This window comes from Variovorax sp. ISS6, assembly GCF_056523145.1.
In genome coordinates, this window is record NZ_JAWRZC010000001.1 from 5,528,039 (window position 1) to 5,553,854 (window position 25,816).

26 protein-coding genes and 1 tRNA gene are annotated in these 25,816 nt (G+C 66.8%); all 27 read right to left on the reverse strand.

Translation table 11 applies throughout. The features are described 5' to 3' along the window. Positions 1 to 34: 34 nt before the first annotated feature. Positions 35 to 502 carry a DUF1178 family protein gene (locus AC1HIL_RS25525; protein WP_057592178.1) on the reverse strand — a complete coding sequence of 156 codons (468 nt, stop codon included), beginning with the start codon at positions 500 to 502 and terminating at the stop codon, positions 35 to 37. 8 nt (positions 503 to 510) lie between these two features. Continuing rightward, on the reverse strand, positions 511 to 1,110 hold the full coding sequence (locus tag AC1HIL_RS25530) for an NUDIX domain-containing protein (RefSeq protein WP_057592177.1): 600 nt from the start codon (positions 1,108 to 1,110) through the stop codon (positions 511 to 513). Between the two features lie 31 nt (positions 1,111 to 1,141). Beyond that, positions 1,142 to 1,444: a DUF2818 family protein gene (locus AC1HIL_RS25535; protein ID WP_479670331.1), complete on the reverse strand. Its 303-nt coding sequence runs from the start codon at positions 1,442 to 1,444 to the stop codon at positions 1,142 to 1,144. A gap of 27 nt (positions 1,445 to 1,471) precedes the next feature. Next, positions 1,472 to 2,959 (reverse strand): NADH-quinone oxidoreductase subunit NuoN, encoded by a 1,488-nt coding sequence (gene nuoN, locus AC1HIL_RS25540; protein ID WP_057592175.1) that lies wholly within the window; start codon positions 2,957 to 2,959, stop codon positions 1,472 to 1,474. A gap of 24 nt (positions 2,960 to 2,983) precedes the next feature. After that, positions 2,984 to 4,462 carry an NADH-quinone oxidoreductase subunit M gene (locus AC1HIL_RS25545; protein WP_057592174.1) on the reverse strand — a complete coding sequence of 493 codons (1,479 nt, stop codon included), beginning with the start codon at positions 4,460 to 4,462 and terminating at the stop codon, positions 2,984 to 2,986. Positions 4,463 to 4,489: 27 nt separating this feature from the next. After that, positions 4,490 to 6,529 carry an NADH-quinone oxidoreductase subunit L gene (gene nuoL, locus AC1HIL_RS25550; protein ID WP_479670332.1) on the reverse strand — a complete coding sequence of 680 codons (2,040 nt, stop codon included), beginning with the start codon at positions 6,527 to 6,529 and terminating at the stop codon, positions 4,490 to 4,492. A gap of 18 nt (positions 6,530 to 6,547) precedes the next feature. Then, positions 6,548 to 6,856: an NADH-quinone oxidoreductase subunit NuoK gene (gene nuoK / locus AC1HIL_RS25555; protein WP_019653383.1), complete on the reverse strand. Its 309-nt coding sequence runs from the start codon at positions 6,854 to 6,856 to the stop codon at positions 6,548 to 6,550. Next, positions 6,853 to 7,512, reverse strand: coding sequence for an NADH-quinone oxidoreductase subunit J (locus AC1HIL_RS25560; protein ID WP_057592172.1), 660 nt, complete (start codon positions 7,510 to 7,512; stop codon positions 6,853 to 6,855). Before AC1HIL_RS25560 ends, nuoK begins: the two co-directional genes overlap by 4 nt. A 35-nt stretch (positions 7,513 to 7,547) precedes the next feature. Next, positions 7,548 to 8,066, reverse strand: coding sequence for an NADH-quinone oxidoreductase subunit NuoI (gene nuoI, locus AC1HIL_RS25565; RefSeq protein ID WP_057592171.1), 519 nt, complete (start codon positions 8,064 to 8,066; stop codon positions 7,548 to 7,550). A gap of 17 nt (positions 8,067 to 8,083) precedes the next feature. Beyond that, positions 8,084 to 9,160 (reverse strand): NADH-quinone oxidoreductase subunit NuoH, encoded by a 1,077-nt coding sequence (gene nuoH, locus AC1HIL_RS25570; protein WP_057592170.1) that lies wholly within the window; start codon positions 9,158 to 9,160, stop codon positions 8,084 to 8,086. Then, entirely contained in the window at positions 9,157 to 11,334 is a 2,178-nt protein-coding gene (gene nuoG, locus AC1HIL_RS25575; RefSeq protein ID WP_479670333.1) for an NADH-quinone oxidoreductase subunit NuoG, read from the reverse strand. The genes nuoH and nuoG overlap by 4 nt, the downstream gene beginning before the upstream one ends. A 17-nt stretch (positions 11,335 to 11,351) precedes the next feature. Further along, on the reverse strand, positions 11,352 to 12,692 hold the full coding sequence (gene nuoF, locus AC1HIL_RS25580) for an NADH-quinone oxidoreductase subunit NuoF (protein ID WP_057592168.1): 1,341 nt from the start codon (positions 12,690 to 12,692) through the stop codon (positions 11,352 to 11,354). Further along, the gene (locus tag AC1HIL_RS25585; protein ID WP_057592167.1) at positions 12,692 to 13,231 is read right to left on the reverse strand and encodes an NADH-quinone oxidoreductase subunit NuoE family protein; all 540 of its coding nucleotides are present in this window, start codon (positions 13,229 to 13,231) and stop codon (positions 12,692 to 12,694) included. Before AC1HIL_RS25585 ends, nuoF begins: the two co-directional genes overlap by 1 nt. Positions 13,232 to 13,241: 10 nt before the next feature. Beyond that, positions 13,242 to 14,495: an NADH-quinone oxidoreductase subunit D gene (locus tag AC1HIL_RS25590; protein ID WP_057592166.1), complete on the reverse strand. Its 1,254-nt coding sequence runs from the start codon at positions 14,493 to 14,495 to the stop codon at positions 13,242 to 13,244. Between the two features lies 1 nt (position 14,496). Further along, a complete protein-coding gene (locus AC1HIL_RS25595) occupies positions 14,497 to 15,108 on the reverse strand; it encodes an NADH-quinone oxidoreductase subunit C (RefSeq protein ID WP_057592165.1) in 612 nt (203 codons plus the stop codon). Between the two features lie 12 nt (positions 15,109 to 15,120). Continuing rightward, on the reverse strand, positions 15,121 to 15,600 hold the full coding sequence (locus AC1HIL_RS25600) for a NuoB/complex I 20 kDa subunit family protein (protein ID WP_057592164.1): 480 nt from the start codon (positions 15,598 to 15,600) through the stop codon (positions 15,121 to 15,123). A gap of 12 nt (positions 15,601 to 15,612) precedes the next feature. After that, positions 15,613 to 15,972, reverse strand: a complete 360-nt coding sequence (locus tag AC1HIL_RS25605; RefSeq protein WP_012748607.1) for an NADH-quinone oxidoreductase subunit A — start codon at positions 15,970 to 15,972, stop codon at positions 15,613 to 15,615. Positions 15,973 to 16,035: 63 nt separating this feature from the next. After that, positions 16,036 to 16,120: transfer RNA gene (locus AC1HIL_RS25610), tRNA-Leu, on the reverse strand. Positions 16,121 to 16,237: 117 nt separating this feature from the next. Beyond that, a complete protein-coding gene (secG, locus tag AC1HIL_RS25615; RefSeq protein WP_057592163.1) occupies positions 16,238 to 16,642 on the reverse strand; it encodes a preprotein translocase subunit SecG in 405 nt (134 codons plus the stop codon). Positions 16,643 to 16,679: 37 nt separating this feature from the next. Next, positions 16,680 to 17,441, reverse strand: a complete 762-nt coding sequence (gene tpiA / locus AC1HIL_RS25620) for a triose-phosphate isomerase (RefSeq protein WP_296775879.1) — start codon at positions 17,439 to 17,441, stop codon at positions 16,680 to 16,682. Between the two features lie 13 nt (positions 17,442 to 17,454). Next, on the reverse strand, positions 17,455 to 18,453 hold the full coding sequence (locus tag AC1HIL_RS25625; RefSeq protein ID WP_261212613.1) for an NAD(P)H-quinone oxidoreductase: 999 nt from the start codon (positions 18,451 to 18,453) through the stop codon (positions 17,455 to 17,457). Between the two features lie 96 nt (positions 18,454 to 18,549). Next, complete coding sequence (pnp, locus tag AC1HIL_RS25630; RefSeq protein WP_057592160.1) at positions 18,550 to 20,895, reverse strand: polyribonucleotide nucleotidyltransferase; 2,346 nt, start codon at positions 20,893 to 20,895, stop codon at positions 18,550 to 18,552. 207 nt (positions 20,896 to 21,102) lie between these two features. Beyond that, on the reverse strand, positions 21,103 to 21,369 hold the full coding sequence (gene rpsO / locus AC1HIL_RS25635) for a 30S ribosomal protein S15 (RefSeq protein WP_007837783.1): 267 nt from the start codon (positions 21,367 to 21,369) through the stop codon (positions 21,103 to 21,105). 90 nt (positions 21,370 to 21,459) lie between these two features. Next, positions 21,460 to 22,377 carry a DMT family transporter gene (locus AC1HIL_RS25640; RefSeq protein ID WP_422096502.1) on the reverse strand — a complete coding sequence of 306 codons (918 nt, stop codon included), beginning with the start codon at positions 22,375 to 22,377 and terminating at the stop codon, positions 21,460 to 21,462. Positions 22,378 to 22,460: 83 nt separating this feature from the next. Further along, a complete protein-coding gene (locus AC1HIL_RS25645; protein ID WP_479670334.1) occupies positions 22,461 to 23,258 on the reverse strand; it encodes a helix-turn-helix transcriptional regulator in 798 nt (265 codons plus the stop codon). Next, positions 23,259 to 24,470, reverse strand: a complete 1,212-nt coding sequence (locus tag AC1HIL_RS25650) for a pyridoxal phosphate-dependent aminotransferase (protein WP_479672441.1) — start codon at positions 24,468 to 24,470, stop codon at positions 23,259 to 23,261. It abuts the gene before it with no gap. After that, on the reverse strand, positions 24,467 to 25,768 hold the full coding sequence (locus AC1HIL_RS25655) for a branched-chain amino acid ABC transporter substrate-binding protein (protein ID WP_479670335.1): 1,302 nt from the start codon (positions 25,766 to 25,768) through the stop codon (positions 24,467 to 24,469). Before AC1HIL_RS25655 ends, AC1HIL_RS25650 begins: the two co-directional genes overlap by 4 nt. Positions 25,769 to 25,816: the final 48 nt, after the last annotated feature.

The following is a 25,816-nucleotide window of genomic DNA, read 5'->3' on the forward strand; positions in this document are numbered from 1 at the left end:
GGAAAGCAAAAAGGAGAGCCGGGGCTCTCCTTTTTTATTGCAGGGTTTCCTTGAGCCCCGCCGGGATCGGCAGCGGCATCACCGCGATCCCCTCGTCGAGCAGCGCCTCGGTCTGCTCGGGCGTCGCCTGGCCGCGGATGCCGCGCTCCTTGGTCTCGCCATAGTGCATCTTGCGGGCCTCGTCGGCGAAGCGGTCGCCGACGTCCTCGGTCTTGGCCAGCACCTCGCGCACGGCACGCATCCAGCGCGCCTCGGGCGACATCTCGGCCGGCAGGTTCGCGGAGGCCGGTGCGGGAGCGCCGGCGTTCGAACGCTCGGACTCGGGCGCCTTCGCGTTGCCCAGGTTCAGGCGCGGCGCGCTCAGCAGCTTGACGATCGCGGTGTCGGCGCAGACCGGGCACTCGACCAGTCCGCGCGCGAGCTGGCTCTCGAAGTCCTCATTGGACCCGAACCAGCCTTCGAAGCCGTGGCCGTGCGCGCATTGGAGATCGAGGACCTTCATGCGCGCGATTATCCCCGGGCCGAGTCGCCCTGCCAGTCGAGAGCCCATGCACCCGAACCCGTGTTCTGCAGCCACAGCGCGCAGGCCAGGGTCTTGGCGTCGGTGACCGAGCCGTCGCGGCACCAGCCCAGCAGTTCGTCGGGCGTGGCGGTGAACACGTCGAGGAACTCGCCGTGGTCGAGCTGCCGCTCGCCGAGCGAGAGTCCGCGCGCGAAGTAGATGTGGATGATTTCGGTCGAATAGCCCACGGCCAGGTGCATCGCGCCGGCACGCGCCCATTCGCGCGCGCGGTAGCCGGTTTCCTCGAGCAGTTCGCGCTGGCCGCAGACCAGCGGATCCTCGCCCGCGTCGAGCTTGCCCGCGGGGAACTCGATCATCACCTGGCCCACCGGGTAGCGGAACTGGCGCTCGAGCACCACGCGGCCATCGTCGAGCAGCGGAATCACCACCACGGCCCCCGGATGCACGACGTATTCGCGCGTGGCGCTGTGGCCATCGGGCAGCTTCACGGTGTCGCGACGGACTTCGAGGAAGTTGCCCTTGGCGAGCGATTCGCGCGAGGTGAGCTCTTCGCGCAGGTGCGCGTCCGCGGGGGTGCTGGTGGTCATGGTGCGCTCCGTGATCGTGTGGATGGCGGCCTCAGTGCCGGTGCTTCATCAGGTAGCGCCACGTGAAGCCCGGGAAGGCCAGCACGATAAACAGCGCGCCGGTCACCGCATAGAACTCCCAGCCCTGCGCGGCGATCTGCCCTGCCCTGCGCTCGAACAGCAGGCCGATGCCGCCGGCGATGAAATACAGCACCACCAGCTCGCCGAAGCGCACGGCGAGCGTCTTGCGCGCGCCAATCGCCACGGCGCCGAAGAGCCGCTCGTTGAGGAACGGCAGGTTGGCCGCCAGCAGGGCCAGCAGCAACACCACCCAGACCGAAGCCGTCTGCGACACCTTGTGCGGGCCCTGGCGCGCGGCGCGTCAGTTCGCCAGCGTGGCGACGATGGCCTTGGCGCACAACGTCATCAGGCCGCCCGGCACGATGCCGAGGATCAGGATCAGCGCGCCGTTGATCGTCAGCACGGTGCGCACGTCGCGCGGCGCCGACACGGTGCTGGCCGTGACCGGTGCGTCGAAGTACATGACCTTGACCACGCGCAGGTAGTAGAAGGCGCCGACCAGCGACATCAGCACCGCGAACACGGCGAGGCCGATGTAGAGGGCCTGGCCCGAGGCGATCAGCGCCTGCAGCACCGCCAGCTTGGCGTAGAAGCCGACCAGCGGCGGGATGCCCGCGAGCGAGAACATGGTGATCGCCATCACGCCGGCATACAGCGGGCTGCGCTGGTTGAGGCCGGCCAGATCGGTGATCTCCTCGCTCTCGAAGCCTTCGCGCGCCAGCAGCAGGATGGTGCCGAAGCTCGCCAGCGTCGTCAGCACGTAGGTCACGATGTAGAACATCGAGGCGCTGTAGGCGAACTGGGCGTTGTAGGTATTGCCGTTGACCACGCCGGCCACCAGGCCGAGCAGCACGAAGCCCATCTGCGAGATGGTCGAGTAGGCCAGCATGCGCTTGAGGTTGGTCTGCGCAATGGCGGCCAGGTTGCCGACCACCAGCGAGGCGATGGCCAGCACCGCGAGCATCTGCTGCCAGTCGATCGCCAGCGGCAGCAGGCCTTCGACCAGCAGGCGGATGATGATCGCGAAGGCCGCGAGTTCGGGCGCGGCGCCGATCATCAGCGTGATCGCCGTGGGCGCGCCCTGGTAGACGTCGGGCACCCACATGTGGAACGGGGCGGCACCGACCTTGAACGCCAGGCCGGCCACGATGAACACGAGGCCGAACACCAGCACCTGGTGGTTGACCTTGCCGCTCGCGATGGCCTTGAACACCTCGTTCACGTCGAGCGAACCGGTGGCGCCGTACATCATCGACAGGCCGTAGAGCAGGAAGCCGCTGGCCATGGCGCCGAGCACGAAGTACTTCATGGCGGCTTCGCTGGCGACCGCGTTGTCGCGGCGCAGCGCCACCAGCGCGTAGCTCGAGAGCGTCAGCAGTTCGAGGCCGAGGTAGATCAGCAGGAAGTTGCTGCCCGAGATCATCACGAACATGCCCAGCAGCGCGAACATGCCCAGCGTGAACATCTCGCCGCCGCGCAGCATGTCGCGGTCGGCCGCGTAGGGACGGCCGTAGACCAGCGTGACCATCAGCGCCAGCGAGGCGAAGCACTTGAGCCAGTTGCCCATCGGGTCGCTCACGACCATGTTGCCGAAGCCGTAGATGGCCTTGCCTTCGCTCGCGGCCATGCCGGTCATCGCGGCCACCACGGCCAGCGTGATCAGGGTCAGGACGTAGGTGCGGGTGCGGCGCGCGCTGGTGTCCGACAGGTCGACCAGCGCGATGATGCAGGCCATGACCAGCAACACGATTTCAGGGTAGATCGTGACCCAGCTGAGTTTGTCAATCATCTCGTTCTCTTCTTCAGCCAGCCATCAGGAGGGGATCTTCGACACCGCGACATGACGCAGCAGCTGGGTCACGGAGGCGTCCATCACGTCGGTGAAGGGCTTGGGGAACAGGCCCATCCACAGCACCGCGATCGCCAGCAGCGCCAGCATCAGGAATTCGCGCGCATTGATGTCGCTGAGTTCCTTCACGTGGTCGTTGCCGACCGGGCCGAGGTAGACGCGCTTGTACATCCACAGGGTGTAGGCGGCGCCGAAGATCAGCGCGGTGGCCGAAGCCAGGCCGATCCAGAAGTTGGCCTTGACCGCGCCCAGGATCACCATCCACTCGCCGACGAAACCGGCGGTGCCCGGCAGGCCGCAGTTGGCCATCGCGAACAGCAGCATGAAGGCGGCGAACTTGGGCATGGTGTTGACCACGCCGCCGTAGTCCGCGATCTGGCGCGAATGCACGCGGTCGTAGAGCACGCCGATGCCGAGGAACATCGCGCCCGACACGAAGCCGTGGGCGATCATCTGCACGATGCCGCCGGCCACGCCGAGTTCGTTGAAGATGAAGAAGCCGAGCGTCACGAAGCCCATGTGGGCGACCGACGAATAGGCCACGAGCTTCTTCATGTCCTGCTGCACCATCGCGACCAGGCCGACGTAGATCACGGCGATCAGCGACAGCGCGATCATGAGCCAGGCCCATTCGTGCGCGGCATCGGGCGCGATCGGCATCGAGAAGCGCAGGAAGCCGTAGGCACCGAGCTTCAGCATGATCGCGGCCAGCACGGCGGAGCCGCCGGTCGGGGCCTCGACGTGCACGTCGGGCAGCCAGGTGTGGACCGGCCACATCGGCACCTTGACCGCGAAGGCCGCGAAGAAGGCGAAGAACAGCAGCGTCTGGGCATGGCCGCTCAGCGGCAGCTTGTGCCAGGCGAGGATGTCGAAGCTGCCGCCCGAGGTGTTGTACAGGTAGATCAGCGCCACCAGCATCAAGAGCGAGCCGAGCAGCGTGTAGAGGAAGAACTTGAAGGCCGCGTAGATCTTGTTCGGACCGCCCCAGATGCCGATGATCAGGTACATCGGGATCAGCGTGGCTTCGAAGAAGACGTAGAACAGCAGGCCATCGATGGCCGAGAACACGCCGATCATCAGGCCCGACAGGATCAGGAACGCGCCCATGTACTGGTTCACGCGCTCGGTGATCACTTCCCAGGCCGAGATCACCACGATGATGGTGATGAAGGCGGTCAGCAGCACGAACCACACCGACAGGCCGTCGACGCCCAGGTTGTAGTTGATGTTGAAGCGCTCGATCCAGGGCGCCTTCTCCACGAACTGCATCGCGGCGGTGCCGTTCTGGAAACGCGTGATCAGCGGCAGCGTGACCAGGAAGCTCACGATCGACCCGACGAGCGCCACCCAGCGCACGCCCTTGGCGTGCTCGTCGCGACCGAACGCCAGCAGCACGGCACCGAATGCGATCGGCACCCAGATGGCAAGGCTCAACAAACCCATTTTTCTTTTACTCCAGCGCTTTGCGGCTTAGCGTTTGAACCAGACGAAGTACGTCATCAGGACGAAGATCCCGAGCAGCATCGCGAAGGCGTAGTGGTAGATGTAGCCCGACTGCAGCCAGCGGACCACGCCCGAGATGCGGCCGACCAGCTTCCAGGAGCCATTGACGACCGCGCCATCGATCAGTGCCTGATCGCCGCCCTTCCACAGGCCCATGCCAAGGGCGCGGGCACCGCGCGCGATGATGTTCTCGTTGATCCAGTCGAGGTAGTACTTGTTCTCGAGCAGGCGGTACACGGGGCCGAAGGCGCGCTTGATGGCGGCCGGCAGCGCCGGGTTGATCATGTACATGTAGTAGGACAGCGCCACGCCCGCGAGCGCGAGCCAGAACGGCATGGTCTGCAGGCCGTGGATGGCCATCGCGCCGGCACCGTGGAAGGCCTCCTCGAGCTCCTTCATGGCGTGGTGCTTCGTCGCGTCGACGAAGATCGCGTCCTTGAAGAACTCGCCGTAGAGCATCGGGTGGATCGTCAGGAAGCCGATGACCACCGAGGGGATCGCGAGCAGCACCAGCGGCAGCCACACCACCCAGGGCGACTCGTGCGGCTTGTGGTCGTCGTGACCGTGGCCATGGCCGTGGTCGTCGTGCGCGTGATGGTCGTCGTGGTGCGCATCGGGGTTCTGGTCGTAGCGTTCCTTGCCGTGGAAGACCAGGAAGTACATGCGGAACGAATAGAAGGCCGTGACGAACACGCCGATCAGCACCGCGTAGTAGGCGAAGTTCGCGCCCCACAGGTGGCTTTCCTTCACCGCCTCGATGATGCTGTCCTTCGAGTAGAAGCCCGAGAACAGCGGCGTGCCGATCAGCGCCAGCGAGCCCAGCAGCGAGGTGATCCAGGTGATCGGCATGTACTTGCGCACGCCGCCCATCCAGCGGATGTCCTGGTTGTGGTGCATGCCGATGATGACCGAGCCCGCGCCGAGGAACAGCAGCGCCTTGAAGAAGGCGTGGGTCATCAGGTGGAACACCGCGACCGAATAGGCCGAGGCACCGAGCGCCACCGTCATGTAGCCCAGCTGCGACAGCGTGGAGTACGCCACCACGCGCTTGATGTCGTTCTGGATGATGCCGAGGAAGCCCATGAACAGCGCGGTGATGGCACCGATCACGAGGATGAAGCTCAGGGCCGTGTCGCTCAGCTCGAACAGCGGCGACATGCGCGCCACCATGAAGATGCCGGCCGTCACCATGGTCGCCGCGTGGATCAGCGCCGAGATCGGGGTCGGGCCTTCCATCGAGTCGGGCAGCCACACGTGCAGCGGGAACTGCGCGCTCTTGCCCATCGCGCCGATGAACAGGCAGATGCAGATCACGGTGATCAGCATCCAGTCGGTGCCCGGGAAGGTGATGCCGCCGAGCGTGCCGGCCTTGGCGAAGGCTTCGGTGTAGTTGAGCGTGCCCGCGTAGGCCGCGATCAGGCCGATGCCGAGGATGAAGCCGAAGTCGCCCACGCGGTTGACCAGGAAGGCCTTCATGTTCGCGAAGATCGCGGTCGGCTTGTTGAACCAGAAGCCGATCAGCAGGTACGACACCAGGCCCACCGCTTCCCAGCCGAAGAACAGCTGCAGCATGTTGTTGCTCATCACGAGCATCAGCATGGAGAAGGTGAAGAGCGAGATGTACGCGAAGAAGCGGTTGTAGCCCTCGTCTTCTTCCATGTAGCCGATGGTGTAGATGTGGACCATCAGCGACACGAAGGTCACGACGCACATCATCATCGCGGTGAGGCCGTCGACCATGAAGCCGACTTCCATCTTGAGGCCGCCGACGACCATCCACTCGTAGAGGGTCTGGTTGAAGCGGGCGCCGTCGACGATGACCGACTTGAGCGTCAGCGCCGAGATGACGAAGGCGACGAACACGCCGAGTATGGTCAGCGAGTGCGTGATCTTGCGGCCGATGTGGTTGCCGCCGAACTTGGTGCCGAAGATGCCGGCCAGGGCCGCCCCGACCAGGGGGGCCATGGGAACGGCCAGCAGCGTGGATGCGGAAAGGGTTGCGCTCATTCTGGTGTCAGCCTTGGATCAGCCCTTGAGCGAGTTGAGTTCGTCGACGTTGATGTTCGACTTGTTGCGGAACAGCAGCACCAGCAGCGCGAGGCCGATGGCCGACTCGGCCGCGGCCACCGTCAGGATGAAGAACACGAAGATCTGGCCGTGCATGTCGCCCAGGAAGTGCGAGAAGGCGACGAAGTTCATGTTGACCGCGAGCAGCATCAGCTCGATGGCCATCAGCAGCACGATCAGGTTCTTGCGATTCAGGAAGATGCCGATCACCGACAGCGCGAACAGCATCGCGCCCAGCGAGAGGAAGTGTCCGAGGGTGAGCGTCATGCCTTGTTCTCCTTTGCTGCCGGCGCCGCCGCTTCGGCCGGGGCTTCCACCACGGGCTCCGCCGCGCGGGTGACCGGCATCTGCACCACGCGCACGCGGTCGCGCGCCTTCACGCGCACCTGGTCGGCCGGGTCGACGTACTTGCTGTCCTTGCGGGTGCGCAGGGTCAGCGCGATGGCGGCGATGATGGCCACCAGCAGGATGACGGCCGCGATTTCCAGCGGATAGAGGTATTCGGAATACAGCAGCTTGCCCAGCTCGAGCGTGTTGGAGCTGTTGGCCGCGGCCACCGCGCGCGGTGCCTCGCCGAGGCGGAAGCCGCCCATCAGCACGGCCGCCATCTCGAGCGCGATCAGCGCGCCGACGGCCGCCGCCAGCGGGAAGTGCTTCCAGAATCCCTGCCGCAGGCTGTCGACGTTGATGTCCAGCATCATCACGACGAACAGGAACAGCACCATCACCGCGCCCACGTACACCAGCACGAGCGAGATCGCGAGGAATTCGGCGCGCAGCAGCAGCCAGATGGCCGAAGCCTGGAAGAAGGCCAGCACGAGGTACAGCGCCGCGTACACGGGGTTGCGGGCGGTGATGACGCGGAACGATGCGAACAGCAGCACCGCGGCAAACAGATAGAACAGACCGGTCTTGACGTCCATGAGTTCGAATTCGTAGGGGTTCAGGCCAGGCCGGCTCAGCGGTACTTGGCGTCAGCCGCCTTGTTCGCCGCGATTTCTGTTTCGTAGCGGTCGCCCACGGCCAGCAGCATGTCCTTGGTGAAGTACAGGTCGCCGCGCTTTTCGCCGTGGTATTCGAAGATGTGGGTTTCCACGATCGAGTCGACCGGGCAGCTCTCTTCGCAGAAGCCGCAGAAGATGCACTTCGTCAGGTCGATGTCGTAGCGCGTGGTACGGCGCGAGCCGTCGTCGCGCACATCGGATTCGATGGTGATCGCGAGCGCGGGGCACACGGCCTCGCAGAGCTTGCAGGCGATGCAGCGTTCCTCGCCGTTCTCGTAGCGGCGCAGCGCGTGCAGGCCGCGGAAGCGCGGCGACAGCGGCGTCTTCTCTTCGGGGAACTGCACCGTGATCTTGCGGCTGAAGGCGTACTTGCCCGTGATGGCCAGGCCCTTGAACAGCTCGAACAGCATGAAGCTGCCGAGGAAGTCCTTGAGCGAGAACGGCGCGGACGGGGTTGCGGTGTGCGCAGACATGGTGTTGGCGCTTCCAGTTATTTCCAGATGTTGAACGGCGTCTGCATCCAGCCACCGACCACGACCAGCCACACGAGGGTGACGGGAATGAAGATCTTCCAGCCCAGACGCATGATCTGGTCATAGCGGAACCGCGGGAACGTCGAGCGCACCCACAGGAACATGGTGACCACGCAGAAGGTCTTGGCGCCGAGCCAGATCCAGCCCGGGATGAAGCTCAGGAACTCGAACGGGGGCAGCCAGCCGCCGAGGAACAGGATGACGGTCAGGATCGAGACCAGCCACATGTTCGCGTACTCGGCCAGGAAGAACATCGCGAAGCTCATGCCCGAGTACTCGATCATGTGACCCGCGACGATTTCCGATTCGCCTTCCACCACGTCGAAGGGGTGGCGGTTGGTCTCGGCCAGGCCCGAGATGAAGTAGACGACGAAGATCGGCAGCAGCGGCAGCCAGTTCCACGACAGGAAGCCGACGCCGAGGTTGGCGAACATGCCCTTGCCCTGGACGTTCACGATCTCGCTCATGTTCAGGCTGCCGGTGACCATCAGCACCACGACGAAGCAGAAGCCCATCGCGATTTCGTAGCTCACCATCTGGGCCGATGCACGCAGCGCGCCCAGGAAGGCGTACTTCGAGTTCGAGGCCCAGCCCGCGATGATCACGCCATAGACCTCGAGCGAGGTGATGGCCATCACGAACAGCAGGCCGGCGTTGATGTTGGCGAGCGCGACGTCGGGACCGAAGGGAATCACGGCCCAGGCGGCGAGCGCCGGCATGATGGTCATGATCGGGCCGAGCAGGAACAGGCCCTTGTTGGCGACCGTCGGAAGGATGATTTCCTTGGTCATCAGCTTGAGCGCGTCGGCGATCGGCTGCAGCAGGCCCAGCGGCCCGATGCGGTTCGGGCCCACGCGGATCTGCGTGAAGCCGATGGCCTTGCGTTCCCACAGCGTGAGGTAGGCCACCGCCAGCATCAGCGGGATGACCACGACGATGATCTTGATCAGCGTCCAGATGACGGGCCAGACCACGCCGGTCCACCAGCCGGCGGCGACGAGACCCTGGCCGAAGCCGTGAATGGCGTCGATCATGCCGACACCTCCTCGGCCTGAGCGCTGGCGGGCGCGGCACCGATGCCATGGCCCGCGTTGCGCGCGTCGGCGGTCAGTTGCAGCGACGGCGCGCGGCGCACGATCGAATCGAGCTGGTAGATGCTCGCGACCACGGGCGCGGCCGCGCCGTTGTCGGCCGCCGCGGCGGCACCGGTGGCGTTGCGCAGCGCATCGGCCGGCAGCGCGCCGTTGTCGCCCACCGTGCGCAGCACGTCGGCGGTCGATTCGAACGCGAAGCCTTGCAGGCCCAGCAGGTTGGCGAGCACGCGCAGCACCTTCCAGGCCGGACGGGCCTCGCCCTGCGGCTTGACCACGGCGTGGAAGCTCTGCAGGCGGCCTTCGGCATTGACGAAGCTGCCGGGCGTTTCGGTGAACGGCGCGATCGGCAGCAGCACGTCGCTGAATTCGAGGTTGGCCTTGAACGGGCTCAGCGTGACCACCATCTGCGCATTGCCGATGGTGTCGGCGGCAGCGGCGCCGGCGGCCGAGTCGAACACCGGCTCGGTGTTCAGCAGCAGCACGGCCTTGAGGCCGGAGCCGGCGGCGAGCATCTGGCTGGCGTTGAGGCCGCCGTTCTTCGGGTACGCGCCCACGAGTTGCGCGCCCACGGTGTTGGCGGCTTCGGTCAGGTAGCCGACGCTGGCGCCGGTCTGCGCGCCGATCCAGTTGGCCAGCGCGAGCAGGCTGCCGGCCTGCGCATGGTGCGCGGCCGCATTGCCCAGCAGGATGGCCTTGCGCTCGCCGCTCAGCAGCGACGCGGCGATGGCCTGCGCGGTGGCGTCGGGCTCGTTGGCGGGTGCCAGCGGCGCGGCGGCGCCGGTGGACTGGCCCACCACGGTCGCGATGGCGGCCAGCACTTCGATCCATTGGCCGGCATCGACGATGGCGGCCTGCGCGGGCTGGATGGCCCAGGCTTCGGCGTCGGCCATCAGCTGCTTCGAGGTCAGCACGCTGAGCGCGGCGCCCTTGCGCACGGCCTGGCGGATGCGCTGCGCGAACAGCGGATGGTCCTTGCGCAGGTTCGAGCCGACGACGAAGGCGCGCTGCAGCTGCGTCAGCGAGGCGATCGAGGTGCCGAGCCAGCGGATGCCTTCGAAGGCCGTGAATTCGGCGTTGCGCAGGCGGTAGTCGATGTTGTCGCTGCCGAGCTCACGCGTGAGCAGTGCGGCGAGCTGCAGCTCCTCGAGCGTGCTGTGCGGGCTGACCAGCGTGCCGATGCTCTGCGCGCCATGGTCGGCCTTGATCTGCTTGAGGCCGTTGGCCACGTACTCGAGCGCGGTCTGCCAGTCGACCTGCTGCCATTGGCCGCCCTGCTTGAGCATGGGCTGCGTCAGGCGCTCGCCGCCGTTGAGCGCTTCGTACGAGAAGCGGTCGCGGTCGGCGATCCAGCATTCGTTGACGTCTTCGTTCTCGAGCGGCACCACGCGCATCACGCGGTTGTTCTTGACCTGGACGATCAGGTTGGCGCCGGTGGAGTCGTGCGGGCTCACCGACTTGCGGCGCGACAGTTCCCAGGTGCGGGCGCTGTAGCGGAACGGCTTGCTCGTGAGCGCGCCGACCGGGCAGATGTCGATCATGTTGCCCGAGAGCTCGGAGTCGACCGAGTCGCCGAGGAAGGTCTCGATCTCGGAGTGCTCGCCGCGGTGCGACATGCCGAGCTCCATCACGCCGGCCACTTCCTGGCCGAAGCGGACGCAGCGCGTGCAGTGGATGCAGCGGCTCATCTCTTCCATGCTGATCAGCGGGCCCACGTCCTTGTGGAACACGACGCGCTTTTCTTCCTCGTAGCGCGAGGAGGAACCGCCGTAGCCCACGGCCAGGTCCTGCAGCTGGCATTCGCCGCCCTGGTCGCAGATCGGGCAGTCCAGCGGATGGTTGATCAGTAGGAACTCCATGACCGACTGCTGGGCCTTGATCGCCTTCTCGCTCTTGGTGCGGACGATCATGCCCTGCGTGACGGGCGTGGCGCAGGCCGGCATCGGCTTGGGCGCCTTTTCGACGTCGACCAGGCACATGCGGCAGTTGGCCGCGATGCTGAGCTTCTTGTGATAGCAGAAGTGCGGAATGTAGGTGCCGGCCTTGTCGGCAGCATGCATGACCATGCTGCCTTCGGCCACTTCGACCTTCTTGCCGTCGAGTTCGATTTCAACCATATGTCTTTTTCTCGCGCTCAGGCCTGGACCGTTGCTTTCGGGACGTAGCCCGGGATCAAGGCTTCGAACTCGTGGCGGAAGTGCTTGATCATGGCGCGCACCGGCATGGCCGCCGCGTCGCCGAGGGCGCAGATGGTGCGGCCCATGATGTCGCCGGCGACGGAGTCCAGCAGTTGCAGGTCGCTGGGCTTGCCCTGGCCGTTGTGGATGCGGTCGACCACGCGGTAGAGCCAGCCCGTGCCTTCGCGGCACGGCGTGCACTGGCCGCAGGATTCGTGCATGTAGAAATACGAGAGGCGCTTGAGCGACTCGACCATCGAGCGGCTGTCGTCCATCACGATCACCGCGCCCGATCCCAGCATGGAGCCGGCTTTCGAGATGGAGTCGTAGTCCATCGTGCACTGCATCATGATGTCGGCCGGCAGCACCGGTGCCGACGAGCCGCCGGGAATCACGGCCTTGAGCGTGCGGCCCTTGCGCACGCCGCCGGCCAGTTCGAGCAGCTTGGAGAACGGCGTGCCCATCGGCACTTCGTAGTTGCCCGGCAGTTCGACGTCGCCGCTGACCGAATAGATCTTGGTGCCGCCATTGTTCGGCTTGCCGCACTCGAGGTACGCCTGGCCGCCGTTGCGGATGATCCAGGGCACCGCCGCGAAGGTCTCGGTGTTGTTGATGGTGGTCGGCTTGCCGTACAGGCCGAAGCTGGCCGGGAACGGCGGCTTGAAGCGCGGCTGGCCCTTCTTGCCTTCGAGCGATTCGAGCAGCGCGGTTTCCTCGCCGCAGATGTAGGCGCCGAAGCCGTGGGCGGCGTGCAACTGGAAGTTGTACGTGCTGCCCATGATCTTGTCGCCCAGATAACCGGCGGCGCGCGCCTCCTCGAGGGCTTCCTCGAAGCGCTCGTAGCTCTGGAAGATCTCGCCGTGGATGTAGTTGTAGCCCACGCTGATGCCCATCGCATAGGCGGCGATGGCCATGCCCTCGATCACGATGTGCGGGTTGAACTGCAGGATGTCGCGGTCCTTACAGGTGCCCGGCTCGCCTTCGTCCGAATTGCAGACCAGGTACTTCTGGCCCGGGAACTGGCGCGGCATGAAGCTCCACTTCAGGCCGGTCGGGAAACCGGCGCCGCCGCGGCCGCGCAGGCCCGAGGCCTTGACTTCGGCGATCACCTGGTCGGGCGTCAGGCCCTCGGTGAGGATCTTGCGCAGCGCCTGGTAGCCGCCGCGCGCCTCGTAGTCGGCGAGATGCCAGTTGGTGCCGTCGAGGCCGGCATAGATCTGGGCGCCGATGTGGCGGTCATGGAAGCAGGTCTGCACGCCGGTGGCGCGGAACTGCGAAAGAACCTGATCGGGCGTCATCACGAAGCCTCCCCGGGGGTTGCACTGCGCAGGCCATCGACGAGCTGGTCGAGCTTGTCGTTGCTCATGAAGCTGCACATCGTGCGGTCGTTGACCAGCATCACCGGCGAATCGGCGCAGGCGCCCAGGCATTCGCTCTGCTGCAGCGTGAACAGGCCGTCGGCCGTGGTCTCGCCCATCTTGATGCCGAGCTTCTTCTCGAGGTGCACGAGGGCGGTGACGCCATCGCGCAGCTGGCACGGCAGGTTGGTGCAGACGTTGAGCTTGTACTTGCCCACCGCATGCTGGTTGTACATGTTGTAGAAGGTCGTGACCTCGTGCACCGCGATCGGCGCCATGCCGAGGTACTCGGCGATCTCGCGCTCGCGCTGGGCGCTCACGAAACCCTCGTCCTGCTGCACGATCGCCAGGCAGGCCATCACGGCCGACTGCTTGCCGGCCTCGGGGTACTTGGCCACCTCGCGCGCGAAGCGTTCGAGGGTCTCAGGCTTCAGCGGCGCCGAAGGCGCCGCGTGAGTGTCATGGGTAGAGGAAGTCATTCGCTCTTTCTCACCTGTCGATTTCGCCGAACACGATGTCCATCGTGCCGATCACCGCGACAGCGTCGGCGATCATGTGGCCGCGCGACATTTCGTCGAGGGCGGCGAGGTGCGGGAAGCCAGGGGCGCGGATCTTCAGGCGGTACGGCTTGTTGGCGCCGTCGCTCACGAGATAGATGCCGAACTCGCCCTTCGGATGCTCGACGGCGGCATAGGCCTCGCCCTCGGGCACGTGGAAGCCTTCGGTGAAGAGCTTGAAATGGTGGATCAGCTCCTCCATGTTCGCCTTCATCGATTCGCGCGCGGGCGCGGCGACCTTGTGGTTGTCGGTGATCACCGGGCCGGGGTTGGCGCGCAGCCATGCCGCGCACTGCTGGATGATCTTGTTGGCCTGGCGCATCTCCTCGACGCGCACCAGGTAGCGGTCGTAGCAGTCGCCGGTGCGGCCGACCGGCACGTCGAACTGCATGCGGTCGTAGACGTCGTAGGGCTGCTTCTTGCGCAGGTCCCATTCGACGCCCGAGCCACGCAGCATCGGGCCGGTGAAGCCGAGGTTGAGCGCGCGCTCCGGCGTGACCACGCCGATGCCCACGGTGCGCTGCTTCCAGATGCGGTTGTCGGTGAGCAGCGTCTCGTACTCGTCGACCATCTTCGGGAAGCGCTTGCAGAAGTCGTCGACGAAGTCGAGCAGCGAGCCCTGGCGGTTCTCGTTGAGCTTCTCGATCGCCTTTGCGTTCTTGATCTTGCTGACCTTGTACTGCGGCATCACGTCCGGCAGGTCGCGGTACACGCCGCCCGGACGGAAGTAGGCCGCGTGCATGCGCGCGCCCGACACCGCCTCGTACATGTCGAACAGGTCTTCGCGTTCGCGGAAGCAGTAGATGAGCATGTTCATCGCACCGCAATCGAGGCCGTGCGCGCCGAGCCACAGCAAGTGGTTCAGCAGCCGAGTGATCTCGGCGAACATGACGCGGATGTACTGCGCGCGGATCGGCACCTCGAGGCCCATCATCTTCTCGATGGCGAGGCAGTAGGCGTGCTCGTTGGACATCATCGACACGTAGTCGAGGCGGTCCATGTAGGGCAGCGACTGGATGAAGGTGCGCGATTCGGCGAGCTTCTCGGTCGCGCGGTGCAGCAGGCCGATGTGCGGATCGGCGCGCTGGATCACTTCGCCGTCGAGCTCGAGCACCAGGCGCAGCACGCCGTGTGCCGCGGGATGCTGGGGACCGAAGTTGAGGGTGTAGTTCTTGATTTCGGCCATGTCAGTGGAGTCCGCCGCCGTAGTTGTCTTCGCGGATCACGCGCGGCGTGATCTCGCGCGGCTCGATCGATACCGGCTGGTAGACCACGCGCTTCTGCTCTTCGTCGTAGCGCATCTCGACATGACCCGACACCGGGAAGTCCTTGCGGAACGGATGGCCGATGAAGCCGTAGTCGGTCAGGATGCGGCGCAGGTCGTCGTGGCCTTCGAACACGATGCCGTAGAGGTCGAAGGCCTCGCGCTCGAACCAGGTCGCCGCGTTCCACACGGGCTGCAGGGAGTCGACCACCGGCAGGTCTTCGCTGGGCGCGAACACCTTGAGGCGCACGCGCTGGTTGAGGCTCACCGACAGCAGGTGCGAGACGACGCCGTAGCGCTCGCCTTCCCACTCGCCTTCGCGGTAGTCGGAATAGTCCATGCCGCAGAGATCGATCAGCTGTTCGAAGCGGCAGCCCGGCGCATCGCGCAGCAGCAGTGCCGCGTCGATGTAATCGGCAGCACCCACCACCACAGTCACTTCACCCAGCGCAACGGTCACGCTCCGGGCCTTGTCGCCCAGGGTCTGCACCAGAGTCGCCTGCAGCGCCTCCGGAGAAATTGCAAAGTCGGTCATCTCGGCAATTCCTCAGGCACGCGCGATGGTGTTGGTGCGGCGGATCTTCTGCTGCAGCTGGATGATCCCGTAGAGCAGCGCTTCGGCGGTGGGCGGGCAGCCCGGCACGTAGACGTCGACCGGAACGATCCGGTCGCAGCCACGCACCACCGAGTAGCTGTAGTGGTAGTAGCCGCCGCCGTTGGCGCACGAACCCATCGAGAGCACCCAGCGCGGCTCGGGCATCTGGTCGTAGACCTTGCGCAGTGCCGGCGCCATCTTGTTGCACAGCGTGCCGGCCACGATCATCAGGTCGGACTGACGCGGGCTCGGACGGAACAGCATGCCGAAACGGTCGATGTCGTAGCGGGCCGCGCCCGCGTGCATCATTTCGACCGCACAGCAAGCCAGACCGAACGTCATCGGCCACAGAGATCCGGTCTTCGCCCAGTTCACCACCGAGTCGTAGGTGGTCGTGACGAAGCCTTCCTTGAGAACGCCTTCAATGGCCATCGTGTAGCTTCCTTATTCCCAGTCGAGCGCGCCTTTTTTCCACTCGTAGGCGAAGCCCACGACGAGGATGGCGAGAAAGATCATCATGGCCCAGAAGCCGACAGCACCGATCTCCTTGAGCGCAATGGCCCACGGGAAGAGAAAGGCAATCTCCAGATCGAACAGGATGAAGAGAATGGCAACCAGGTAATAGCGCACGTCGAACTTCATGCGCGCATCCTCGAAGGCCTCGAAGCCGCACTCGTAAGGTGCGTTCTTGGCTGCGTCAGGCCGATTGGGGCCGAGGATGTATCCGATGACCTGTGGAGCGACGCCTACGCCGACCCCGACCAGAATGAACAAAAGGACGGGAAGGTAGGAATCGAGGTTCATCGGGAGCTTTCACCGCTTGCCACCGACAGAAGCACCTTCATGAGGCGTCCTGTCGGTGAGATTTGGTGCGGTCGGCGAGACTCGAACTCGCACAGCTTTCGCCACTACCCCCTCAAGATAGCGTGTCTACCAATTTCACCACGACCGCGGTTTTTTCTGTTCGGATGGCATGAGGTGCCTACAAAGAGGTTTGGCTTTCCGAACAGCTTTAGAGTTTACCCTGAAATGAAGCCATTTCTTACGGGTCACTCTGAAAACATCAGAGTTACTTGCTGGGAATCTGTCCCGCGCCAGCCGCGGGCGCGCTCGCGGGTGCCGCGGCAGGCGCCGCGCCCGACTGGCCCGAGGGAATCTGGCCTGCCGCACCCGAAGCCGGCGTAGCGGGCACGCCGATGGCCGCACGCTCCAGCAGGCTGCCGCCGCCCGTGGGACGTGCGTGGCTGAAGTAGGCCAGCAGCAGCGTGCAGGCGAAGAACACCGCGGCCAGCACGGCCGTGGTGCGCGAGAGGAAGTTCGCGCTGCCGCTGGCGCCGAACAGGCTGCCGGCGCTGCCGCTGCCGAAGGCCGCGCCCATGTCGGCGCCCTTGCCGTGCTGGATCAGGATCAGCCCGATCATCACCAGCGCCGACAGCATCTGCACGCCGACCAGAAGGTTGAGGACCACGTTCATTCGTTCTTACTCCTAATTGATGCCTGCCCTGCCCGCTTCAGCGGGCGGCGGCGGAAATGATCTGCAAAAAGTCGGGGGCCTTCAGGGAAGCGCCACCGATCAGGCCGCCGTCGATGTCGGCTTGCGCCAACAGTTCGGCCGCGTTGGCGGCATTCATGCTGCCGCCGTAGAGGATCTTGATGCCGGCCGCGTGCTCGCTCGCGGCGTGATGCAGTTGCGCACGCAACACCGCGTGCACCGCCTGCGCCTGTTCGGGCGTGGCGGTCTTGCCGGTGCCGATGGCCCACACGGGTTCGTAGGCGACCACGATCTCGCTGATGCAGTGGCCGTTCACGTGGATGACCGCCGCCAGCTGGCGCTTCACCACTTCCTCGGTCTGGCCCGCTTCGCGCTGCGCCAGCGTCTCGCCGACGCAGACGATCGGCGTGATGCCGTTGGCCAGCGCGGCCGCGGTCTTCGCGGCCACGGCATCGTCGGTCTCGCCGTGGTACTGGCGGCGCTCCGAATGGCCGACGATGGCATAGCGCACACCGAAGTCCTTCAGCATCGCCGCCGACTGCTCGCCCGTGAAGGCGCCCTGCGCCTGCGCGGAAATGTCCTGCGCGCCCAGCGCCATCGGCGAACCCGCCAGCAGCGACTGCAGTTGCGCGAAATACGGCGCGGGCGCGCACAGCGCGATGTCGCACGCAGGCGCATTCGCCGCGAGCCCCTGCCGCAGCGCCGTCACCAGCGCCTCGTTGGCAGCCAGGCTGCCATTCATCTTCCAGTTCCCTGCGATCAGTTTCTTGTGGGTCGTCATCGTGCTCGTCTCGTCACCAGGTCAGCACGATCTTGCCGATGTGCTGGTTCGATTCCATCAACGCATGCGCCTGCGCCGCGCCGCTGGGCTCGCCGGCCGCCGCGAAGGTGCTGTGGATCACCGGCTTGACCGCGCCGCTCTCGAGCAGCGGCCACACCTTCTCGCGCAGCGCCCTGGCGATCGCGCCCTTGAATGCCACCGGCCGCGGACGCAGCGTCGAGCCCGTGATCGTGAGCCGCTTGCGCAGCACCAGGCCCGCGTTGATCTGGCTCTTGACGCCGCCCTGCACCGCGATGATCACCAGCCGGCCGTCCTCGGCCAGGCATTCGACCTCGCGCGCCACGTAGTCGCCCGCGACCATGTCGAGGATGACGTCCACGCCCTTGCCGCCGGTCAGCGACTTCGCCACTTCGACGAAATCGGCCGTGCGGTAGTTGATCGCGTGATCGGCGCCGAGTTTCAGGCAGGCTTCGCACTTGTCGTCGCTGCCGGCCGTGACGATCACGGTCGCGCCCAGCGCCTTGGCGATCTGGATCGCCGTGACGCCGATGCCGCTCGAGCCGCCCTGGATCAGCAGGGTTTCGCCCTTTTGCAGCCGGCCGCGCTCGAACACGTTGCTCCAGACGGTGAAGAAGGTCTCGGGCAGCGAAGCCGCCTCGACGTCGCTCCAGCCCTTGGGCACCGGCAGGCACTGCGCCACCGGCGCCACGCACAGCTGTGCATAGCCGCCGCCGGCGATCAGCGCGCAGACGCGGTCGCCGATCGCGAAGCCCGCCTCGGCCAATGCCGCGGCATCGCCCGACACGATCTCGCCGGCCACTTCGAGGCCCGGCAGGTCGGAAGCGCCGGGCGGCACCGGGTAGTGGCCCATGCGCTGCAGCACGTCGGGGCGGTTGACACCGCTGGCCGACACGCGGATCAGCAGCTCGCCCGCGCCGGCGACCGGATCGGGACGATCCGTGACGCGCAGCACCTCGGGGGCGCCGTACGAAGCGATTTCAATGGCTTTCATGGTCTCCTGGCCTCCAGTCGCCCGTGCGACGGGCGCATTCAGCAATCGGAAAGGCAAAGGCGGCGCGCGGCGCATGCCGCGGCCGCCGTGGCCTTCTTACTCCTGCGACTCGCGCGGAGCCTGCGGCTGCTGCGACTCGCCGGCCGGAGCCTGCTCGTTGCGCGGCTGCTGCTGGTCGTTGTTGAAGCGCGGAGCGCGCTCGCCACGGTCGCCGCCGCGGTCACCGCGATCGCCGCGATCACCACCACGGTCGCCGCGGTCGCCACGGTCACGGCGCTCGCCGCCACGGTCACCGCGGTCTTCGCGCGGCGGACGCTCGCTGTATTCCATGCCGGCCGGACGCTCGGTCAGCGCCTTCATCGACAGCTTGACGCGACCCTTGTCGTCGGTCTCGAGGACCTTGACCTTCACGATCTGGCCTTCGCTCAGGTAGTCGGTCACCTTCTCGACGCGTTCGTGCGCGATCTGGCTGATGTGCAGCAGGCCGTCCTTGCCGGGCAGCAGGTTGATCAGCGCGCCGAAGTCCAGGATCTTGGTGACCGGGCCTTCGTAGATCTTGCCGATCTCGACCTCGGCCGTGATCTGCTCGATGCGCTTCTTGGCCTCTTCGGCCTTGGCCGGATCGGTCGACGCGATGGTGATGGTGCCGTCTTCGTCGATGTTGATCTGCGTGCCGGTTTCTTCCTGCAGGCCGCGGATGACCGCGCCGCCCTTGCCGATCACGTCGCGGATCTTCTCGGGGTTGATCTTCAGCGTGGTCAGGCGCGGTGCGAACTGCGACACGTCGGCCTTGGCCTCGCCCATCGCTTCCTGCATCTTGCCGAGGATGTGCATGCGCGCTTCCTTGGCCTGTGCCAGCGCGACCTGCATGATTTCCTTGGTGATGCCCTGGATCTTGATGTCCATCTGCAGCGCGGTGATGCCGTTGGTCGTGCCGGCCACCTTGAAGTCCATGTCGCCGAGGTGGTCCTCGTCGCCCAGGATGTCGGTCAGCACCGCGAAGCGGTTGTCTTCCTTGATCAGGCCCATGGCGATGCCGGCCACGTGGGCCTTCATCGGCACGCCGGCGTCCATCATCGAGAGGCAGCCGCCGCAGACCGAAGCCATCGACGAGGAGCCGTTCGACTCGGTGATCTCCGACACCACGCGCACGGTGTAGGGGAACTCTTCCTTGTTCGGCAGCACGGCGACGAGCGCGCGCTTGGCCAGTCGGCCGTGGCCGACTTCGCGGCGCTTGGTCGAGCCCATGCGGCCCACTTCACCGGTGGCGAAGGGAGGCATGTTGTAGTGGAACAGGAAGCGGTCCTCGAACTCGCCGGCCAGCGCGTCGATGCGCTGCGCGTCGCGTTCGGTGCCCAGCGTGGTCACGACCAGCGCCTGGGTCTCGCCGCGCGTGAACAGCGCCGAGCCGTGGGTGCGCGGCAGCACCGAGTTGCGGATCTCGATCGGGCGCACGGTGCGGGTGTCGCGGCCGTCGATGCGCGGCTCGCCTTGCAGGATCTGGCTGCGCACGATGCGCGCCTCGATCGCGAACAGCAGGTCGCTGACCTTGCCGGCGTCGAATTCGGCGCCTTCGGCCTTCAGGGCCTCGTAGACGCTGGCATTGGCTTCGCGCAGGGCCTGGGTGCGGGCCTGCTTGCTGCGGATCTGGTAGACGGCGCGCAGCTTCTCCTCGGCCAGGCCGTTGACCTTGGCGATGAAGGCCTCGTCCTTGGCTTCGGGCGCCCAGGTGCCTTCCTTGACCCACAGCGGCTTGCCGGCGTCGCGCACCAGTTCGTGGATGGCGTTGATCGCCACCTTGCCCTGTTCGTGGCCGAAGACCACGGCGCCGAGCATGATCTCCTCGGCCAGTTGCTGGGCTTCGGACTCGACCATCAGCACGGCGGCTTCGGTGCCGGCCACGACGAGGTCCATCTGCGAATCCTTGCGCGCGGTCTGGCCCGGGTTCAGTACGTACTGGCCGTTGATGTAGCCCACGCGCGCGGCGCCGATCGGGCCGTCGAACGGAATGCCCGAGACCGACAGGGCGGCGCTCACGGCGATCATTGCGGCGATGTCGGCGTCGACTTCGGGGTTCAGCGACACGGTGTGAATCACCACGTGCACTTCGTTGAGGAAGCCCTCGGGGAACAGCGGACGGATCGGGCGGTCGATCAGGCGGCTGGTCAGGGTCTCGAGCTCGCTGGGCTTGGCTTCGCGCTTGAAGAAGCTGCCGGGGATCTTGCCGGCGGCATAGGTCTTCTCGATGTAGTCGACGGTCAGCGGGAAGAAGTCCTGGCCCGGCTTGGCGCTCTTGGAAGCGACCACGGTGGCCAGCACGACGGTGCCGTCGATGTCGACCAGCACGGCGCCCGTGGCCTGGCGGGCGATTTCGCCCGTTTCCATGACGACGGTCTTGTCGCCCCATTGGAAGGACTTGGTGACTTTGTTGAAGAGGCTCATGTTTGCTCCTGTTTTAGTAGCAGATCATCGAAGATCCGCAGGATCTCGGAGGGCTTTCTCAGAACACGATGCCATTCCAGCGAAGCTCGGCTCGAACTTCCCTGGAATGACACAGCTTCGCTCTGTAGGGCACCCCGAAAGTGGTTCGCGAAGTAAAAAACGCCTGAGCTAGCGGACTAACCCAGGCGTTTTTTCATGCGATTCGGCTTACTTGCGCAGGCCCAGCTTGGCGATCAGCGCGGTGTAACGGTCGGCGTCCTTGGACTTCAGGTAGTCGAGCAGCTTGCGACGGCGGCTCACCATGCGCAGCAGGCCGCGACGGCCGTGGTGGTCCTTGGCGTGCGTCTTGAAGTGGGGGGTGAGCTCGTTGATGCGGGCGGTCAGCAGTGCGACTTGCACTTCGGGGCTGCCGGTGTCGTTGGCTGCGCGGGCGTTGTCCTTGACGACTTCGGCCTTGATGGAGGCTGCGATCATTGGTTTTTCCTTTGTTCCGGTGGTGTTTGACTTGCGGTGGGTGCTGGAACTGCGCTCACCGTGCGCCTTGCGGCATGCAAAGCCTTGGGATTATACATCGGCCGTCCCGGACGCCCCTTCCCGGCGGCGCCCGTCGAGCGAGACCAGCGCCACCGCCCCCAGCACGCAGGCCGCGCCGGCGATCTGGGGCCAGCCCACCGGTTCGCCCAGCCACCAGGCCGCGAGGGCCAGCGCCGACACCGGCATCAGCGCCGTGAACAGCGCCGCCTCGGCGCCGCTGAGCCGGGCCGCGCCCGCGTACCAGAGCAGGAAGCCCGCCACGGTCGGCACCAGCGCGTAGTAGGCCACACCGGCCAGCGCCTCGGCCGGCACCGCCTGCAGCCAGGCACGCTCGAGCAGCGCGGGCGGCAGCGACAGCAGCAGCCCCAGCGCGGTCATCGCGCTCGACTGCGCGAGCGGCGGCAGCGGCACGCGCAGCCGCTTGTTGAGCAGGATGAACAGCGATTCGAACGCCACCGCGCCCAGCACCAGCAGGTTGCCGAGCAGCGCGGCCGGCGTGCGCGCGCCACCCTCCCCGCCCGGTCGCAGCGTGATCGCCAGCACGCCCAGGCTCGCGAGCACGATCCCGCCGATCAGGTAGCGCCCGGGCCGCTCGCGCAGCGCGAGCACCGCCACCAGCGCGGCGATGGCCGGCAGGGTGCCGGCCACCACGCCCGCGTCGGCCGCCGGCGCCCAGCGCAGGCCCAGGATCAGCAGCACCGTGTAGCCCACGCTGCCCGCGGCCGCCTGGCACAGCAGCAGCCAGGCATCGTGCCGGTCCGGACGCGGCCAGCGCACGCGCATCCACCGCATCAGCACCACGAACACCGGCAGCGCCAGCGCGAAGCGCAGCGCGGTCGCCGTGAACGGCGGCAGGCCGCCCGCGATCAGCTTGCTCGCGACCACCGTGCTGCCGACCGTAACCATCGCGAGCGCGCACAGCCACATCCCCTTGCCGCGTTCCGACATAGCTATCGCCTTTCATTTGCAGAAAGCGCGAGCGTCTCCCGCCGGAGGCGCGGCGGTCTTGAACGAAATTGCAGGGGACCGGCTCAGGCGCCGTGCGCGGCCGCATAGGCCCCGGGCGTGAAGCCCAGGAAGCGCACGAAGGCCCGCGTCATGTGGCTCTGGTCGGCGAAGCCCGCGCCGGCCGCGGCATCGGCCAGCGCCCGGCCCTGCGCGATCAGCCGGCGCGCGCGCGACAGCCGGCACTGCTGCAGCCAGGCATGCGGCGGCAGCCCGAAGGCGGCCGCGAAGCCGCGCAGCAGCTGCCAGCGGCTCAGGCCGGCCTCGTGCGCCAGCTCGGCAAGCGTGGGCGCGGTCACGCAGTCGTCGGCGATGCGCGCCCGCGCGCGCTCCAGCGACGCGGAGGCGATGCGAGGCACGGGCTCCGGCGCCAGCGCGCCCGGTGCATCGCGCAGCAATTCGAGCACGCCCTGCTCGAGCGCCAACGCATCGGCGCCCTCGGCCACGCGCGCGAACAGCCGTTCGACCCCGTGCCGCAGCGCCGGATCGTTGAGCACCGGCCGCGTCAGCTCGAGGCCCGGCGCGGCATCGGCCAGCAACGCGGGCGCCAGGTGCAGCATGCGCCAGGCGCGCGCCTCGCCGCGCAGCGCGACGCCGTCGTGCACCTCGCCGGGGTTGACCGTGATGACGTCCCCGCGCACCGCCTCGACCGCGCCGCGGCCACTGGCCGAGCGCTGGCCGCCGCGGTCGATCACGCCGATGCCGTAGACGTCGTGCATGTGGCGCGGAAAGCTGCGCGCCGATTCGGCCGCGATCGTCTGCAGGCCCGGCAGCGCCGAGCCGCGGACGCGCACGGCGTCGACGGGCGCGGGCCTCGGCGACATTCAGCCCTGCTGCTTCGCGAGCCAGCCGCGCAGCCGCTCCACGCCCTGCACCAGCCGCTGCGGATCCTTCGAGGCGAAGCACCAGCGCAGCCAGCCCTGCCCCTCGGGGGCGAAGGCATTGCCGGGCGCGAGCCCGAGCCCGGCCTCGACCACCAGCCGCTTGGCCACCTCGAAGGAATCGTCGAAACCCTCGAGCCGGAAGAAGGCGTACATGCCACCCCTGGCCGGCGCCACCTGCACGCCCGGCACATCCGCGAGCAACGGCACCAGCGTGTCGCGGCAGTGCTTGAGGTGCGCCACCACGCGCGGCGTGATCTCGGCCGTGTGCTCGATCGCCGCCACCCCGGCGCGCTGGGTGAACACGCTCGCGCACGAGGTGTTGAACTCGATCAGCTTGCCGATGCCCTCGACCAGCGCGGGCGGCAGCACCAGCCAGCCCAGGCGCCAGCCGGTCATCAGGAAGCTCTTCGAGAAGCTGTGCGTGACCACCAGCCGGTCGTCGGGCCGGGCGATGTCGAGGAAGCTCGGCGCGCAGCCGTTGGCCGTGGGTTCGAAGTACAGGCGCTCGTAGACCTCGTCCGCGAGGATCCAGGTGCCGGTCTCGCGGCAATGGTCGAGCACGGCCTGCTGCTCCTCGCGGGTCATCGTCCAGCCGGTCGGGTTGTTCGGCGCGTTGACGATCAGCAGCCTGGTGGTCGACGTGACCGCCGCGCGCAGCGCCTGCAGGTCGAGCGTCCATTCGCCCTGTACCGGCACCAGCGGTACCGTGCGCACCGTCGCGCCGAGGATCGCGGGCTGCGCCGTGAGGTTGGGCCACACGGGCGTCACCGCGACCACCTCGTCGCCGGCATCGACCAGCGCCTGCACCGCGAGCATCAGCGCGCTCACGCCGCCCGAGGTGACGGCGATGCGCGAGGCATCGACCGCGGGATGCAGGCTGCTGGTGTAGCGCGCGATCGCCGCGCGCAGCTCGGGCAGGCCGAGGTTGTGGGCATAGAAGGTCTCGCCGCGCTGCAGCGAATCGATCGCCGCCTGGCGGATGACTTCGGGCGTGACCTCGTCGCTCTCGCCGAACCAGAAGGCGAGCACGTCGCTGCGGCCGAGGCCGGCATTGGCGACTTCGCGGATCTTGGAGGCTTCGAGGTTGTGGATGGCTTGGCGCATGCTGTGTTTTTCTTTCGTTGTCGTCGTGTCTTCGCTTCGTGCCTTCAGGGGCGCTTCATCTTGCACGAAGTCGGCAGCTCCGCGCGCTCGGGGGCAATGGTCTTGATCACGCGGAAGCCGTAGCCCGAGCCCTCGACGTCGAACTGCACGCCCGCTCGGCCCTGCTTGTCCATCACGCCGACCACGAGCTGCTGCTGGAACTGGTGGTCGGCCGCGCGCATGCGCCCGCGCTGGCCGTACAGCGTGACGTCGGCCTGCTCGAGCGCGCGCGCCACGGCCACGGTGTCGGTGCCGCCCGCGCGCTCGAGCGCCTGCGCCAGCGACTCGATCAGGAGCTGCATACGCATGTGGACGTAGTCGTCCGCGGGCTTCGGAAAGCGCGTGCGAAAGGCGCGGTAGAAGGCCTCCGACTGCGGCGTCTGCACATTCGGCAGCCAGTCGGCCACCGCGATCACGCGGCCGATACCGGCATCGCCGATGGCCGCGGGCGCGCCCAGCGCATTGCCGTAGAAGGTGTAGAAGGTGCCGTTGAAGCCGGCCTCGCGCGCGGCCTTCACGAGCAGCGTGAGGTCGTTGCCCCAGTTGCCCGTGACCACCGCCTGCGCGCCGCTCGCGATGATCTTGCTGGCGTAGGGCGCGAAGTCCTTGACCTTGCCCAGCGGATGCAGCTCGTCGCCGACGATCTCCACGTCGGGCCGCAGCGTGCCGAGCTGGCGCCGCGATTCGCGCAGCACCGCCTGGCCGAAGCTGTAGTCCTGTCCCAGCAGGTAGATGCGCTTGAGCGCGGCGTCGTCCTTCACCACGTCCATCAGCGCGGCCACGCGCATGTCGGCATGGGCGTCGAAGCGGAAGTGCCAGAAGCTGCAGCGCTCGTTGGTCAGCGAGGGCTCGACCGCCGCGTAGTTGAGGAACAGCATGCGCCGCTGCGGGTCGCGTTCGTTGTGCTTGTCGATCGCATCGATCAGGGCCGCCGCGGTGGCCGAGGAGTTGCCCTGCAGCACGATGCGCGCGCCATCGTCGATCGCGGCGCGCAGCGCCGACAGCGCTTCCTCGTTCTGCCCCTTGCTGTCGTAGCGGTCGAGCTGCAGCGGCCGCGCGCCGCCCGGCAGCCTGATGCCGCCGCGCGCATTCACGCGCTCCACGGCCCACAGCAGGTTGCGGAACACCGCCTCGCCGGTGTTGGCGAACGGGCCGCTCATGCTTTCGATGAGCGCCAGGCGGATGGGCGCGGGCGGGGTCTGCGCAAGCGCCGCGAAGGGCCTCGCGCATAGCGACAGTGCCGCTAATTTCAAGGCCCGGCGGCGCTCAAAAAGCTGGAATTCATTGACTTGAAACGCGCGCCACAAGGCCTAGATGAGGTCTCAAGCGGCACTCAGATTGAACGGCCGCGCAGT

Bases quoted from the DNA above. Each gene is read 5' to 3' on its own strand.
- AC1HIL_RS25645 (WP_479670334.1), bottom strand. From the start codon at position 23,258: ATGTCGCCGAGGCCCGCGCCCGTCGACGCCGTGCGCGTCCGCGGCTCG.
- nuoF (WP_057592168.1), bottom strand. From the start codon at position 12,692: ATGACGCCCGATCAGGTTCTTTCGCAGTTCCGCGCCACCGGCGTGCAG.
- nuoG (WP_479670333.1), bottom strand. From the start codon at position 11,334: ATGGTTGAAATCGAACTCGACGGCAAGAAGGTCGAAGTGGCCGAAGGC.
- AC1HIL_RS25590 (WP_057592166.1), bottom strand. From the start codon at position 14,495: ATGGCCGAAATCAAGAACTACACCCTCAACTTCGGTCCCCAGCATCCC.
- AC1HIL_RS25530 (WP_057592177.1), bottom strand. From the start codon at position 1,110: ATGACCACCAGCACCCCCGCGGACGCGCACCTGCGCGAAGAGCTCACC.
- nuoL (WP_479670332.1), bottom strand. From the start codon at position 6,529: ATGAGCGCAACCCTTTCCGCATCCACGCTGCTGGCCGTTCCCATGGCC.
- AC1HIL_RS25605 (WP_012748607.1), bottom strand. From the start codon at position 15,972: ATGAACCTCGATTCCTACCTTCCCGTCCTTTTGTTCATTCTGGTCGGG.
- rpsO (WP_007837783.1), bottom strand. From the start codon at position 21,369: ATGATCGCAGCCTCCATCAAGGCCGAAGTCGTCAAGGACAACGCCCGC.
- secG (WP_057592163.1), bottom strand. From the start codon at position 16,642: ATGAACGTGGTCCTCAACCTTCTGGTCGGCGTGCAGATGCTGTCGGCG.
- AC1HIL_RS25600 (WP_057592164.1), bottom strand. From the start codon at position 15,600: ATGGCCATTGAAGGCGTTCTCAAGGAAGGCTTCGTCACGACCACCTAC.
- AC1HIL_RS25595 (WP_057592165.1), bottom strand. From the start codon at position 15,108: ATGACCGACTTTGCAATTTCTCCGGAGGCGCTGCAGGCGACTCTGGTG.
- AC1HIL_RS25545 (WP_057592174.1), bottom strand. From the start codon at position 4,462: ATGGGTTTGTTGAGCCTTGCCATCTGGGTGCCGATCGCATTCGGTGCC.
- nuoH (WP_057592170.1), bottom strand. From the start codon at position 9,160: ATGATCGACGCCATTCACGGCTTCGGCCAGGGTCTCGTCGCCGCCGGC.
- AC1HIL_RS25585 (WP_057592167.1), bottom strand. From the start codon at position 13,231: ATGACTTCCTCTACCCATGACACTCACGCGGCGCCTTCGGCGCCGCTG.
- AC1HIL_RS25640 (WP_422096502.1), bottom strand. From the start codon at position 22,377: ATGTCGGAACGCGGCAAGGGGATGTGGCTGTGCGCGCTCGCGATGGTT.
- AC1HIL_RS25625 (WP_261212613.1), bottom strand. From the start codon at position 18,453: ATGAAAGCCATTGAAATCGCTTCGTACGGCGCCCCCGAGGTGCTGCGC.
- nuoN (WP_057592175.1), bottom strand. From the start codon at position 2,959: ATGATTGACAAACTCAGCTGGGTCACGATCTACCCTGAAATCGTGTTG.
- pnp (WP_057592160.1), bottom strand. From the start codon at position 20,895: ATGAGCCTCTTCAACAAAGTCACCAAGTCCTTCCAATGGGGCGACAAG.
- tpiA (WP_296775879.1), bottom strand. From the start codon at position 17,441: ATGACGACCCACAAGAAACTGATCGCAGGGAACTGGAAGATGAATGGC.
- nuoI (WP_057592171.1), bottom strand. From the start codon at position 8,066: ATGTCTGCGCACACCGCAACCCCGTCCGCGCCGTTCTCGCTCAAGGAC.
- AC1HIL_RS25560 (WP_057592172.1), bottom strand. From the start codon at position 7,512: ATGGACGTCAAGACCGGTCTGTTCTATCTGTTTGCCGCGGTGCTGCTG.
- nuoK (WP_019653383.1), bottom strand. From the start codon at position 6,856: ATGACGCTCACCCTCGGACACTTCCTCTCGCTGGGCGCGATGCTGTTC.
- AC1HIL_RS25525 (WP_057592178.1), bottom strand. From the start codon at position 502: ATGAAGGTCCTCGATCTCCAATGCGCGCACGGCCACGGCTTCGAAGGC.